Genomic DNA, 13,559 nt, shown 5'->3' with positions numbered 1-13,559 from the left:
AATGCCGTGAAGTCAAGAGTTGTCCGATGCGCCCTGCTTACACTTCTGACGGCCGTATCCGCCGTAGCCGGCCAGGCGCAGGCCCAATCATGGCCGGAGAAGCCGATCACCTTCATCGTGCCGTTCGCGGCCGGCGGTGGCACCGATGCCTTTGCCCGCCCGCTGGCGGCCCAGCTCGATGCCCAGCTCGGCAAGCGCGTGCTGATCGAAAACCGCGCGGGCGCCGGCGGCACTGTCGGCGCATCGGCGGCGTCGAAAGCGGCGCCTGACGGCTACACCTTCTTCATGGGCGCGGCACATCACGCCATCGCACCCTCGCTCTATCCCAACCTCGACTACAATTTCGAGAAGGACTTTATCGCGGTGGCGCTGGTCGCGCGACCGCCGCAGGTGGTGGTCGTCAATCCCGACAAGATCGCCGCCAAGACCCTCGCCGAGTTCATCGCCTACGCCAAAGCCAATCCGGGCAAATTGAACTACGGCTCCGCCGGCGCCGGCACCACGCATCATCTGGCGGGCGAACTGTTCAAGATCCTGACCAAGACCAACATTCAGCACGTCCCCTATCGCGGGGCCGGCCCCGCGATGCAGGATCTCATCGCCGGCCACGTGCCTGTTGTCTTCGACGGGCTCGGTACGTCGGCAGCGCCCGTCAGGGCCGGACAGTTGCGCGCGCTTGCCGTCGCCGCGCCGAAACGCGTGCCGGCATTCCCCGATCTTCCGACCACCGCGGAAGCGGGCCTGGCCGGATATGAAGTGTCGACCTGGTACGGCCTGTTTGCACCCAAGAACACGCCGCCGGCGATTGTCGAGCAGATGATCAAGGAACTGCAGAAGGCCATGCAGACGCCTGCCATCAAGGAGGCCTGGGAGCGTAACGGCTCCGATGTCCCCGACGTCACAGGCCCCGCGTTCGCGAAAATGGTGTCCGCGGAAATCGAGCGCTGGCGCAAGGTCGTGACGGAAGCGAACGTGAAGCTGGATTAGCCCCAGCAGTTCAGGCGCGGCATCGTTTCATGACGAGTTCGCCGCGCCAGGACTTGCTGATTAAGAGGACTCGCTGATTACCAGGGCTCGCTGATTAGTTGTTGCCACGCACGCCATAGCGGATGAAGTCGTCATCGATTCCGGGCTGGATCGTCCTTGCCGCGGAAATATCGGCATCGCCGCCGGCCTTGTCGCCGTTCTTGAGCCTGGCGAGTCCGCGCCCATAGAGCGCGCTCGCCAGCTTCGGATCGACACGCAGCGCGGAACTGAAATCATCGATCGCCGCGTCAGCCTGTCCCAGCTTCAGGTGGATCAGTCCACGCGAGTCATGCGTGGCGGCGTCGTTGGGCCACGACTGAAGCACCTTGCTGCAGTCTTCAAGCGCCGCCTGCAACGAGCCAAGGATGGCCCGGGTCCAGCAGCGGCCGCTCCAGGCGGACTCCAGATTGGGCTCGAGGCGAATGGCCTCGTCATAGTCCCGGCCTGCGCGATCGTACTCGTTCTTCTTCAGGTAGACTCCGGCACGGTTGACGAAAGCTCTGCCGTAGTTCGGGTTCAGCCGGATCGCCTGATCGAGAGCTTTGAGGGCGAGGTCGTATTCGCCTTTCCTCAAGTAGGCCGCGCCGCGGTTGTTGAAGGCCTTTGCGAAAGTCGGATCGAGCTTGATCGATTGATCGAAATCCAGGAGAGCGCGATCAATGTCTCCCTTTGCCGTATTGGCATTGCCACGATTGTTATAGGCAATCGCGCGCGCCCTCGCCGTACCCTGACCGGAATCGATGAACGCTGTGCAACCATCGATTCGTACCGCAAACGACGTGCCATCCGAACCGTTGCACAACGCAATGTTCTCGATATAGTCGCTCTTCTTGGGGCTCTGCGCGGCAGCCAGCGACCCGAACAGCACCAAGGCAAAAGCAGGCACGAGCCGCTGAATGACGCGCCGGCTCGCACTGCATTTCATATCAGGCTCTCCGTTCCCGACGCTGGCAAAGGGGCGACCGTCGATTTGAAGTCCCGGACCTGGTTGGCTGACGAGTCTCCCGCACCGCGATCGGGCCTAGCATCCGCGACAGATGTTCAGATTTGATTTTGGATAGGGCTTTTGCTCGGGTTGCGGTTTCGCTGGTGCTTCGGGCTTTCGCGGGCCCTTGCTCTTGCCTTCTTCAATGAGCGTCGAAAATCTGACTGTCCCGTCATCCGAAATTTCGACGCGTGGTGTCGTGCCCCGAATGCCCATGGTCGCAACCGGGGTATCGACCTTCATATCCCCGGTCTTCGCGGCTTGGCCCGCGACAAAAGTGAAAGTGCCCTTGGTCAGGCTGAACAAGGTCGAGTTGGACGCACTCTTTGGATCGTACACGAACTCGTCCAAAGCCATGCGCGCGTTGTTCGACAGATTGAAGGAGCTGCCATCGGTGAAGTTGATGCCGACCCGGCCATCGGCGCCGGTTGCAACGATATCGCCCTGATAGACGAGATCGCCTACGTTCGCCTGACCAGCTTGACCTGAGGTGCTTGCCTGAACGACCACCGCACTCGCACGTTCAATCGTGACCGAACCTGTGGCGACAACGACTTTTCCAATTGGTTTTGACACGACATCCTGAACGGCGGGCCTGACTTGCGCGTGGGCCGGCGCGACGAAAAACCCGGCTGTCGTCAGAACGAAGCCTGTCAGCAATGCGGCAATGGCATGCGTGCACATGATCGCCCCTTCCTGAGAAGATATTGTCCGGGAGAGCGCTGAAGGGCTCTTTGACGCGCGACGTTAGACCCGATGTCCGGGGAAGGCATCATTTAGCGTTCGCTCGAAAGGATTACTCCTTTTGAGCCTAAAGCCTAACGCCCGTGGATTGGCTAACTTGAAGCAGGAACTCTCGGCGGCTGGCCGACCGGGCTGGCAGCATCGCGATTCTTTGACCTCATGGGCTGGGCAGGGCCAACCCGTGAAAAATCGCACAAGGTAAGTGGCAGACGGGGGTAGGGCCATGCTCGTCGGGTCCCACGCCGAGACAGGGGACGAACGTAAGGCCGCTGTGGCCCCGTCTCCCCGCATCGGCAACGTCCAGACCGCGGCCGCTGCCGCTCAAGACGCGACCGGCGGCTCTCGAAGCCGGGCTCATGCCGGCAGGTTCGGCATGCTGTGGCTCACGGCACTCGCCTTCGCGCTTGGGAAGCAGGCCCAGGCTGCCGAGCCTGACGTCACGTTCCTGGACGACGGCAACATCATATACAAGGATCTCGAACATGGCGCATTCGAGCTGACCACCAAGGAAGTGATCCCTCGGCACTTACTCGTTGAGGATCCTGGGCAGACCATCATCCTGCGTTCGCAGGGGTCCTCGGTCAGCGTCAGTCAGAGCACAAACTCCGCGGCGCGAATGGCCGAGTTGCAGGCGGCCCAGCAGGAAGCGCTCGCCATCTTCGAAAAAGGACTGGGGTCGACGGGATCAAGCACACCTCCTTCCCTCGAGCCGCTACCGGTGCAACCGATCAATTTCATCCAGATTGATGATTCGGCCCCGGCGCTGGATGTGCTTGCTTTGCCTGCGGTAATCCTCGCATCAGTCCCGGAGATGATTGTCGGGCAAATGCCGCCTCCACCGCCAACACCGCCGACGCTGAATGCGATAATCGGGCCGACTGAAATCGACACCACGGTCTTTGACCTCTTCACTGCGACAAGCGGCACTTTCCTTGCCAGCAGCCCCAACAGTGGCGTGACACTGACCTTCGGCATCAGCGGGGGAACCGCCGGCAGCAACGTCATCGACGGGGTAAACTACGATGTATCGAGGGCTGGTCCCTACGGTACGCTCTACGTGGACAGCACGACCGGCGCCTATACGTTCGTTCCGGATAATGACGCAATCAATGCGCTTATTGCGCCGACCATCACGGACTTCACGATCACCGTATCCGACGGGACGCTCTCGGCCAATCAACCCTTTACGATCGCCATCAACGGCACCAACGACGCGGCCATCATCTCCGGCGCCACCAATGGCACGGCGATCGAGGCCAGCGGCGTCGCCAATACCGCGCTGGGCGCGCTGAGCGCCACCGGGACGCTCACCAGCACCGACGTCGATGACGCGCCCAATAGTTTTACGGCGGTCAACACGCCGACCGCGAGCGCGGGCGGCTTTGGCACCTTCACGATGACGGCGGCCGGCGTATGGACCTACACGATCAACGACTCCAACAGCGCGGTGCAGGCACTCAATGTCGGCGACAAGCTGACCGACTCCTTCACGGTGACCACCGTCGATGGCACCCCACAGGTGGTAGCGGTCACCATCAACGGCGCCAATGACGCATCAGTCATTTCCGGCGCCACCACCGGCTCCGTGACCGAGGACGGCGGCACCAAGTGCGACCCGCCGACCGCGACCGGCACGCTCACCGTTACCGACGTCGACAACACGCCCGGTTTTACGGCGGTCGATTGCCCGAGGGCCAGCAATGCTGGCTATGGCACCTTCATCGTTACGGCCGACGGCGTGTGGACCTACACGCTCGACGACGGCAACTGCGCGGTGCAGGCACTCAATGTCGGTGACACGCTGACCGACACTTTCAAGGTGACATCCCTGGACGGCACCGCGCAGCTGGTGACAGTTACCATCAATGGCACCAACGACGCCGCTATCATTTGCGGAACCAAGGAAGGCTCGATCATCGAGGCTGGCGGCGTGGCCAATTCCGTATCTTGTAAACCAACCGCGACCGGCACGCTCACCGACACTGACGTTGACAACACTCCCAACACCTTTACGGCGGTCGATTCGCCGCAGGCGAGCACGGGCGGCTATGGCACCTTCACCATGACGACGGATGGCGTCTGGACCTACACGCTCGATAACGCCAACTGCGCAGTGCAGGCACTCAATGTCTGCGACAAGCTGACCGACTGCTTCACGGTGACCACCATCGACGGCACCCCGCAGGTCGTGACGATCACCATCAACGGCGCCAACGACGCCGCCGTCATTTGTGGCGCCACAACCGGCTCGGTAACCGAAGCTGGCGCTTGCACATACGGTACGCCGATCGCGACCGGCACGCTCACCGACACCGACGTCGACAACACACCCAATACCTTCACGGCAGTATGCGCGCCGAAGGCGAGCGATGCCGGCTATGGCACCTTCACGATGACGGCGGATGGCGTCTGGACCTACAAGCTCGACAACGCCAATTGCGAAGTGCAGGCGCTCAACGACTGCGACACGCTGACCGACTGCTTCAAGGTGACCACCATCGACGGCACCACACAGGTGGTGACAATCACCATCAACGGCGCCGACGACACGTTCCACTTCAAGGACAAGATGTCCGACGTAAAAGCTTCTGACGTCATCGACCTTGCAGAGGACATCCCGGCGTCGAGCAGTTCTCCCCAAAACGCTGCAGCAACCAGTGCACCGCCAGCGATTTCAGAGGCAGCCCAACCGATCGAGCTGTCTGCACAATGGTGGAATCAGCCGGGCAACGCTGTCACTAGCCACGCGACGCACGACCTGATCGTGTGACGGAGCTGCGCCGGATCCAGCGCAGCCGTTCCACGCCGCACGAGCCGCCTTACTTCGCTTCGCTCGCCTTGATCCCCGAACTCTCAATGAGTTTCGCCACCCGTGGCAGGTCGGCGGCGAACAGGCGCGCATGCGCCTCAGCCGTCAACTCGTTATCGGGGAATGGCAGGGTTCCGAGCTGCTTCAGCTTCTCCAGGAGCTCCGGCTCGGACAGCGCCGCGCGGAGCGCCGAATTCAGCGCGCCTATGGTCTCCTTGGGCGTACCCTTCGCCACGTAGAGCCCATGCCACATCGAGTAGCTGACCTCGGGCATGCCGAGCTCGGCGGTGGTCGGCACGTCCTTCAACTGTTCCAGACGTTTCGGCGACGTAATGGCGATGCCATGAAGCGTTCCGGCCTGAATCTGCGGCAGCGCGTTGGTCACCTGATCCCACAGAAGATCGATCTGCCCCGCCAGGAGATCGCCGATTGCGGGGGCTGATCCGCGATAAGCCACGACCGTCGGTTTGAAGCCGAGCACATTGCCCATCATCACGGCGCACAAATGACTGTTCGTTCCGAGACCGCCATGCGCGAAGTTCGCCTTGTCGCCTTGCGTCTTGATCCAGGCGACATGGTCCTTCGGTCCCTCGCCGGGGATCGACTTGCGGCCGATCAGGACCATCGGCGCGTTGTTGACGAGGCCGACCGGCTCGAACGCCGTTTTCGTATCATACCGCAGGTTGGTGAACAGGCTGGGCGCGGCCAGCAGCGCGACATGATTGATCAGGATTGTCGAACCGTCAGGCGCCGATCGGGCGACACGATCATTGGCCAGCGTACTTCCGCCTCCGACCACGTTCTCGATGATGACGGTCTGGCCGAGCGTTCGCGACATCCGCTCACCAATCAGGCGAGCGACGGTATCCGTGCCACCGCCGGCCGCAAAAGGCACCACCAGCGTCACGGTCTTGGGAGACGATTGCGCATGGGCCTGCGGCGAGAGCGCCGCAATCAGGAGACCAAAGCCCATGAGGGCGCTTCTAAAAGGGAGATTGATCACGATGGCGTCCTCCAAAGTCTTTGTTTTTGTTGTTATGCCGCATTGTTGCGGACGTGCGCGCATTGGCGAAGCCACGCCGGGAAAAACAGCGTGGCACCGCATGACTTCGGATCATGCTGATTGCGCTTTCGCAAATCAATTACAAAGCGAGCGTAGCTCGCAGGCAAACCGGCGTGATACCATGTCCTTGGGGCGCGGATAGCATCGGAACGGAGTTGAAATGAGCCAGGCTGCATATGTCGCGGTCGATTGGGGCACGAGCAGTTTTCGGCTTTGGCTGGTCGACCGGGCCGGCAACGTTCTCGGGGAACGGCGCAGCCAAGAGGGCATGATGGCGGCAGCCAAGCTTGGCTTTCCGGCCGTGCTGCAATCGCATCTGGAAGCCGTCGGCGCCGCGCCTGGGCTGCCCGTCGTCGTCTGCGGCATGGCCGGTGCCCGGCAGGGGTGGGTTGAAGCCGGATATGTCGACACGCCGGCGCCGCTCGCATCGATCCTGAAGCATGCCGTCCCGGTGCCGGGACAGGACCGTGACATCCGCATCCTCCCGGGCATCGTGCAACGAGACCCCAGGGCGCCGGATGTCATGCGGGGCGAGGAGACGCAGTTGCTCGGCGCCTTGGGCATGGACGCGGCTGACGATGCGGTCGTCTGCATGCCGGGTACCCATTCGAAGTGGGTCAGGGCGAATGGAGGGATCGTCGAGCGCTTCGCTACGTTCATGACGGGAGAGCTGTTCGACGTCGTGTCGCGCGAGACGATCCTGTCCCACGCGGTGACCGGCGCCGATCCAGCGGAAGCTATCGACGCATTCAGGTCGGCGGTCATTGCCGCCTTTGAGACGCCTGCCTTCGCTGCCAATCTGCTGTTCCAGGTGCGATCGGGTCAGCTCCTGTATGGCGGCACGCCATCCTCGGCCCGCGAAAAAATATCGGGAACGTTGATTGGTCTCGAATTGGCGGCGGGACTCGCCAGAGAAGTACCCAGGTCCGGCATCACGTTGGTGGCGTCGGGGAGACTCCAGATGCTTTACCAGTTGGCGTTTGACACGGTGTCCGTTCCTGTCAGATCAATCGGGGCCGAGGATGCGGTCCGTCGCGGCCTTGCGATGGCCGCGGAATCATTTTGGAGTGTATGAATGAACGTTGTCCCATTCCCCCCGATGAAACGTCCGCTGGTCGCGATCCTGCGCGGCGTGAGGCCTGATGAAGCGGGGGATATCGTCAGCGTGCTGATCGACAATGGCATGACGGCGATCGAGATTCCGCTCAATTCGCCGGATCCGTTCCGCTCCATCGAGATCGCCGTCAAGAAGGCGCCCGCCGGGATCCTGGTTGGCGCTGGCACCGTCCTGACACTGGAAGCCGTCGAGCGGCTCCATGACGTTGGCGGCCGGCTCCTGGTAACCCCCAACGTCGATCCCGAAATCATTGCCCGGGCCCGGTCACACGGCATGGTCACGATGCCCGGCGTCTTTACTCCGACGGAAGCGCTGCTTGCCGCCAAGGCAGGGGCCTCCGGCCTCAAATTCTTTCCGGCGAGCGTGCTTGGAGCCGCGGGGATCACCGCCATTCGCGCCGTGCTTCCCCCAGACCTGATGATCGCCGCCGTGGGCGGTGTCTCGGACCAAAACTTCGCGGACTACATGCGGGCCGGCATTCTTGCGTTCGGCCTCGGCAGCAGCCTCTACAAACCCGGCATGACGGCCGCGGAAGTCGCTGTTCGCGCCAAGGCGACGATCGACGCGTACGAGAAGGCGATTCAACAGGCGGGGTAGACGGGCGCCGCGGGCTCGCCGCGCCGAAGCGTTCGCGAAGAGCGGCCCGAGACATAGGTGACATTTCGTACCGGACGCATGGGTTACGCTTTTCGTTTTTTTGCAAGCGGGAGGTGTGGATGCCGTGGAAAGCGAGGCCGGCAGGGGCCGTCGGCCCGTCTCTCACTCCTACCCGACCGATGGCCCCACTCATGGGAGCCATGATCCAGATCAACGCCGTGGCTCGGCAGCCGCCTAAGGAATTCGCGCTATAAGTTGCTCAACCCGTTTTCTGCGCTGGACGCTTCTCGGCTGGGTCGCCGCCGCTTCCTGTTCGGTGATTGGGGGGTATATCACCAATGAAACGTTGTCTCGCTGCTTTCGCAATCGCCGCCAGCCTGTTCGCACCAGTTGCACACGCCAACGACGCCTTGGAAGCCAAGGTGCGGGCCTACGTTCCGGTCGTCTCCCTCGCCAAAGTATGTGACATCAGGATCAATGACGCCACCTCGGTTGACCACCGCGCCATGCTCGAAGTGGTGAAATCCGACCCGAACGCCAACAAACTCGCCTACCGCCTCCATTACGAAACGCAGACGGCCTACATCAAGGCCCGCGACGGAGGTCAACGGGTCGCCTTCTGCAAGGACTTCATCGCAGCCAACAGCCAATACGCCAAGGCGCGTTTCACCGCCGTGGTCGAGGGCCACATGAGCGACGTCAGCACTGGTGTGCAGAAAGCGATTGCCCACAACGTCTGCGGTGTGCCCCCCGCCAAGCTGTCCAAGGCCGACTGGAAACCGTACGCGCACATCAAAAAGATGCTTCAGAACGAGCAAAAGTTGGCCAAGGAAAACGCCGAGACGAACGGCTGGAACGTCGCCGACGAAAGGGCGGCGATCACGGAACAGTTCTGCGCGGCGGTGCGGTGAGCCATGACAAACAAGCAGAATAACGGGCCGTCGGTTCGACGCTCAGCTTTGGGGACCAAGTCGGCGCGACCAAAATTAACGACAACAATTTCAACAGGTAATGGGGTTGACTGGCGGAGAGAGGACCTGGGATCCAACGTTCTCCACCTGCGGTCGCTCGTCTATCCGCCCCCGGCAGAGACCGAGCTGGCGAAACGTGTGAGTCCGAGAAGTGCCCCCAAACATTCGGTCCCTACGGGGCGCCAATCTGTTTGTCGCCTTGGGATGGCTTTTCTGCCCAATTGTGCATCGCAATCCTGACCGATCGCCGTGGCCATTCATCCGCTGGCACCCAGACGGCCGCTAAGCTAGCATCGGGATCATTTGAGAGGAGCGGTGGGTCGCATTGGACGGTTTACTCTTATAGGGAAGTCCAAGGCGGGCGCCGTCTAGGCAAACTGCAATGGCCAACATATCTGCTTCGCCAAAGCCCATGCCATCCCGCGGCTATTTGGCCGTCATCCGTAGCATCGACAAGTTCACGGAATTGACTGGGTACCTCTTCGTCCTCTCGATCATTCCCCTGATTTTCGCCAATGTGGTCGAGGTTTTTGCCCGCTACGTCCTGGCGGATCCGACGATCTGGGCCCTCGATGTGACGACAATGTCCTACGCGACCTTGTTCATGCTGGGCTCCGCATTGGCGCTCCTGAAGGGCGCTCACATCCGCACCGATGTACTGTGGGAAGCATTCTCGGATCGCACGAAAGGCATGATCGACAGCCTGGCGTTCCTCCTGTTCTTCCTGCCGACAATGGTCGTGCTGTTCTTCCTCTCGATTGACGATTTCCTGTACTCGCTCTCGATCGACGAACGCGGAAGCTCCGGCGCGTGGACGCCGGTCCTGTGGCCGCTGCGCGGGGTTATTCCGCTGACGGCCTTCATGCTGTTCTTGCAGGGTATCTCGGAGCTGATGAAGAGCCTCTGGGCATGGCGAACCGGCGCATTCTTGGCCAGGCACGAGAAGATTGAGGTCTGAAGACCATGACCCCCGCCGAAGCTCTCGGACTTGCCATGCTCGTCGGCATGGTCTTCGTCATTTTTATCGGTTTCCCGATTTCCTTCACGTTGCTGTTTCTCGCCCTTGTGTTTGGTGCCGTTGGCCTCGGGTGGGAGCAGACTTTCAACCTTGCCTACCTGCAAATCTGGGGCACGATGAAAGACGAGATCTTTCCCGCCGTGCCGCTGTTCATCTTCATGGGTTACATGACCGAACAGGCCGGACTCATGGAGCGACTGTTCGTGGCTTTCCGCAGCGTTCTCGCGCCGGTGCGCGGAGCGCTCTATTTGGCCGTGATTCTAACGGCGACTATTTTTGCGATGGCGACCGGCATCGTGGGCGCCGCGGTGACCGTGCTCGGCATCATGGCCGGATCGATGATGATCAAAACCGGCTATGACGCGCGGCTGTCAGCGGGTGCAATCGCGGCTGGCGGTACGCTCGGCATTCTGATCCCTCCGAGCGTAATGCTGGTGGTCATGGGCCCAGTCATGGGCGTGCCCGTTAATCTTCTCTATTCAGCAGCGTTCGGCCCAGGCTTTCTGCTCGCTGGCAGTTATATCGCCTATACGCTCGTCCGCAGCTTAATCAATCCGAAGCTCGGTCCAGCCATGACCATGGAGGAGCGCAAAGCCACCTATGACGCGATGACTACGGAAAAGGTGGGCGCTCCTGTTGTCGGATTGGGCCTCGTGTGCTCGGTCGCAATAGCGTATTTGTTGCTCGATCTGTTGTTGAGCCAGGCGCGTGCACCGCGTCTGTCGTTTGCGATCGGTCCGTTCAGCCTATCGGCCATCGCTTCGGTGTTAGCGATTCTGACGGCTTACCCCTACTTCCGGAGCGCCTACTTCCGCGCCGTCATGCTCGGCGTTGCGCCTCTGAGCGCGCTGATCGGATTTACCCTCGGAACCATCGTCGGTGGAGTCGCCACGCCGACCGAGGCAGCCTCGTGCGGGGCTTTCGGCGCTATCCTCCTTGCAGTCTCTTACGGCCGGCTCAGCATGCAATCGATCACCAATGCGGCCATCGGCACGATGGTGACCTCGGCCATGGTGCTGTTTCTGGCGTTGGCCTCGACGGTGTTCGGTGCTGTCTTTACCAAGCTGGGTACGGCGAACTTGATTACCAACTATCTGCTCGCCCTTCCGCTGAGTGACTGGTGGAAGCTGGCGTTGATCATGGTAATCTTTTTCGTCCTCGGCTGGCCGTTCGAATGGCCCGTGATCATCCTGGTCTTTCTTCCGATCGTTTTGCCCGTGGTCGAAAAGCTTCAGTTCGGTTTGAACAAGCTCGACCTGCTGATTTGGTTTGGCGCACTGACCGCCATCAATATGCAGACTTCGTACTTGAGCCCTCCCGTTGCAATGTCGGCGTACTACCTGCGGAACGTCGTTCCGCAATGGAGCTTGAGCACGATTTACAGGGGCATGTCCGACTATATGGTGATTCAGGTCATAGTCTTGGCGCTGCTGCTGTTGTTCCCGCAAATCGCACTGTGGTTGCCGAACATTGTCAGGTAAGCGCGATCGGCTGCTTATCCATATCAAGAAGGGCGGCCGAGGCCGCCCTTTCAATTATTTCCTCTGCCAGAGCATGATCCGGAAAAGCGGGTACCGTCTTATTCTTTAACGGGCCAATAGTGGTCCGCCTGCAAAGCGTAGGGCGGGAACATGAAGCGCTTGGCGGGCACGACCTTGGCGGCATAGGCCTTCTGAGATTCGTAGACTTTCTTGAAGAACGGGTTCTTCGCGGCCTCCGCCGCGGCAAACTCATCCCAGGTCTTGAGGAAGGCCTGATTGACCTCGGGCGGTGTAGTCAGGAGCTTAACTCCGTGCTTCTCCTTAAACTCTGCGATCGCGTCCGCGTTTTGTCTCTGGAAGCTGGCCCACCAGCGCAGGAACGTCTCTGATGTGGCCGATTTGATGGCTTCCTTGTTCTGATCCGGCAAGCTGTCCCACACGTCCTTGTTGATCGCTATCTCGGCGACCGAGGCGCTCTCATGCATGCCGGGTGTGTAGTGGTATTTCCAGACCGTATGCAGGCCGAGCCGCAGATCCTCAATTCCGCCGACCCACTCGGCACAATCGATCGTACCGCGCTCTGCGGCGGGCAGGATCTCACCACCCGGCATGTTGACGACCGCCATACCCATTTTGGCGTAGAGCTGGGAGACGATGCCGGTCTGGCGGCACTTCATTCCCCTGAAGTCCGGCAGGTCCTTGATCGGACGCTTGAACCAGCCGAGCGCTTGCGGGCTCGGCGGAATGCTCGGAAATGCCACCAGATTGAGCTTGAGCTCCTTCTGATAGAACTCGTTCCACAGATCGAGGCCGCCGCCCTCGTAAACCCATCCAATGAAGTCGATAGCATCCATGCCGAAAATGCCCGCCGGTGTATTGGCGAACAGCGTCGCGGTGACGCTCTTGCCATACCACCAGTAGGAGATGCCATAGGCACCGTCGATTACCTTCTTGTGCGTGGCATCCAGGATCTCGAACGGCGGAACGACCGCGCCGCCCGGCAGCGCCTCGATCTTGAGATTGCCGCCGGTCAGCTTGTCGACGCGCTCGGCAAAAAACTTGAGCGCATCGTGCGTGGTGGACGATGGCGGAACCGCCGATTGTATCTTGAGGACTCGAGGCTGTTGGGCGAGCGCTGTGCCCGCGAACGCCAATGTGGCGGAGGTTGCAGCGAACAGTGCTACTTTCCTAAGCGAACTCATTTTCATCGGACGTCTCCCTCCCTTTTGCTCCCTTTTTTTGCAGAGTGCGGGCGAGCCAGGGGCGGCCAGCCCACAAACAGCCTACAGCGGTGAGGAGCTGTCAGCCAGTGCAGCCCTCTGGGCTTCGTAAGCTGCCAGGCTGCCAGGCTGCCAGTAAGATGAACCTGCAGGCCGTTAGAACAGCGGTCCGGCCGCCCGGTTCAGGGATTAGACCAGGCAGCCGCTTGGGGTGGCAAAACGGCCCTCTGGCAGCGACGAAGCTGTTCAAATGGATCGGCTGGACAATTGAGAGCTGGCGGAGAGTGTCAGTCAACTCGCATTGAAAGCCAAAGCATTTTTGATCTTTCCAGACCAAAACCCACGATTTGAGCGACAGCCTGAAAAGCCCCGCGCCTTCCGGACGGTGCCGTCGCGCCGGGCCGCCGCGGCTCCCACCAAAAATATCGAAAACAACCCCATGCAAAGTAGCCGGTCCGCAACCGACGGTTTGGACCGAAAACTTGACACGTCGGGCAAATCAGCGGCACAACTTCATCATCCCGGAAT

Annotated in this window: 11 protein-coding genes; 7 read left to right on the top strand and 4 right to left on the bottom strand. The window is 61.0% G+C overall.

Annotated elements, in window-relative coordinates; translation table 11 throughout:
* Positions 1-6 precede the first annotated feature (6 nt).
* Positions 7-987 (top strand): tripartite tricarboxylate transporter substrate binding protein, encoded by a 981-nt coding sequence (locus tag IVB05_RS01930; RefSeq protein ID WP_247782763.1) that lies wholly within the window; start codon positions 7-9, stop codon positions 985-987.
* A gap of 94 nt (positions 988-1,081) precedes the next feature.
* On the opposite strand, the gene IVB05_RS01925 is transcribed toward IVB05_RS01930, so the two are convergent.
* Positions 1,082-1,951, bottom strand: coding sequence for a tetratricopeptide repeat protein (locus IVB05_RS01925; RefSeq protein WP_247782762.1), 870 nt, complete (start codon positions 1,949-1,951; stop codon positions 1,082-1,084).
* Positions 1,952-2,047: 96 nt separating this feature from the next.
* The gene (locus IVB05_RS01920; protein ID WP_346771824.1) at positions 2,048-2,671 is read right to left on the bottom strand and encodes a FecR family protein; all 624 of its coding nucleotides are present in this window, start codon (positions 2,669-2,671) and stop codon (positions 2,048-2,050) included.
* Positions 2,672-2,978: 307 nt separating this feature from the next.
* Here IVB05_RS01920 and IVB05_RS01915 point away from each other — a divergent pair, with 307 nt between their 5' ends.
* Positions 2,979-5,525: a VCBS domain-containing protein gene (locus IVB05_RS01915; protein WP_247782760.1), complete on the top strand. Its 2,547-nt coding sequence runs from the start codon at positions 2,979-2,981 to the stop codon at positions 5,523-5,525.
* Between the two features lie 49 nt (positions 5,526-5,574).
* Here IVB05_RS01915 and IVB05_RS01910 read toward each other — a convergent pair whose 3' ends face one another.
* Positions 5,575-6,537, bottom strand: a complete 963-nt coding sequence (locus IVB05_RS01910; RefSeq protein WP_247782759.1) for a tripartite tricarboxylate transporter substrate-binding protein — start codon at positions 6,535-6,537, stop codon at positions 5,575-5,577.
* A 250-nt stretch (positions 6,538-6,787) separates the two neighbouring features.
* Between IVB05_RS01910 and IVB05_RS01905 the strand changes: the two genes are divergently transcribed.
* The 5 genes from IVB05_RS01905 to IVB05_RS01885 all read left to right on the top strand — a co-directional run bounded on the left by IVB05_RS01905 (position 6,788) and on the right by IVB05_RS01885 (position 11,811).
* Entirely contained in the window at positions 6,788-7,702 is a 915-nt protein-coding gene (locus IVB05_RS01905) for a 2-dehydro-3-deoxygalactonokinase (protein ID WP_247782758.1), read from the top strand.
* Entirely contained in the window at positions 7,703-8,341 is a 639-nt protein-coding gene (locus IVB05_RS01900; protein ID WP_247782757.1) for a 2-dehydro-3-deoxy-6-phosphogalactonate aldolase, read from the top strand.
* Between the two features lie 410 nt (positions 8,342-8,751).
* Entirely contained in the window at positions 8,752-9,252 is a 501-nt protein-coding gene (locus IVB05_RS01895; protein ID WP_247782756.1) for a hypothetical protein, read from the top strand.
* A gap of 442 nt (positions 9,253-9,694) precedes the next feature.
* Positions 9,695-10,270 (top strand): TRAP transporter small permease subunit, encoded by a 576-nt coding sequence (locus tag IVB05_RS01890; protein ID WP_247782755.1) that lies wholly within the window; start codon positions 9,695-9,697, stop codon positions 10,268-10,270.
* 5 nt (positions 10,271-10,275) lie between these two features.
* A complete protein-coding gene (locus tag IVB05_RS01885; RefSeq protein WP_247782754.1) occupies positions 10,276-11,811 on the top strand; it encodes a TRAP transporter large permease subunit in 1,536 nt (511 codons plus the stop codon).
* A 98-nt stretch (positions 11,812-11,909) separates the two neighbouring features.
* Here the strand turns inward: IVB05_RS01885 and IVB05_RS01880 are convergent, their stop codons facing one another.
* Entirely contained in the window at positions 11,910-13,019 is a 1,110-nt protein-coding gene (locus tag IVB05_RS01880) for a TRAP transporter substrate-binding protein (RefSeq protein ID WP_247782753.1), read from the bottom strand.
* Between the last annotated feature and the right edge of the window lie 540 nt (positions 13,020-13,559).

Source organism: Bradyrhizobium sp. 170, assembly GCF_023101085.1.
Lineage (GTDB): Bacteria > Pseudomonadota > Alphaproteobacteria > Rhizobiales > Xanthobacteraceae > Bradyrhizobium.
This window is presented reverse-complemented; position numbering and strand designations above follow the sequence as displayed.

What these genes read in the sequence shown, in the direction of transcription:
- IVB05_RS01885 (WP_247782754.1), top strand. Translation starts at nt 10,276, where the DNA reads ATGACCCCCGCCGAAGCTCTCGGACTTGCCATGCTCGTCGGCATGGTC.
- IVB05_RS01915 (WP_247782760.1), top strand. Translation starts at nt 2,979, where the DNA reads ATGCTCGTCGGGTCCCACGCCGAGACAGGGGACGAACGTAAGGCCGCT.
- IVB05_RS01900 (WP_247782757.1), top strand. Translation starts at nt 7,703, where the DNA reads ATGAACGTTGTCCCATTCCCCCCGATGAAACGTCCGCTGGTCGCGATC.
- IVB05_RS01890 (WP_247782755.1), top strand. Translation starts at nt 9,695, where the DNA reads ATGGCCAACATATCTGCTTCGCCAAAGCCCATGCCATCCCGCGGCTAT.
- IVB05_RS01910 (WP_247782759.1), bottom strand. Translation starts at nt 6,537, where the DNA reads ATGGGCTTTGGTCTCCTGATTGCGGCGCTCTCGCCGCAGGCCCATGCG.
- IVB05_RS01880 (WP_247782753.1), bottom strand. Translation starts at nt 13,019, where the DNA reads ATGAAAATGAGTTCGCTTAGGAAAGTAGCACTGTTCGCTGCAACCTCC.
- IVB05_RS01925 (WP_247782762.1), bottom strand. Translation starts at nt 1,951, where the DNA reads ATGAAATGCAGTGCGAGCCGGCGCGTCATTCAGCGGCTCGTGCCTGCT.
- IVB05_RS01905 (WP_247782758.1), top strand. Translation starts at nt 6,788, where the DNA reads ATGAGCCAGGCTGCATATGTCGCGGTCGATTGGGGCACGAGCAGTTTT.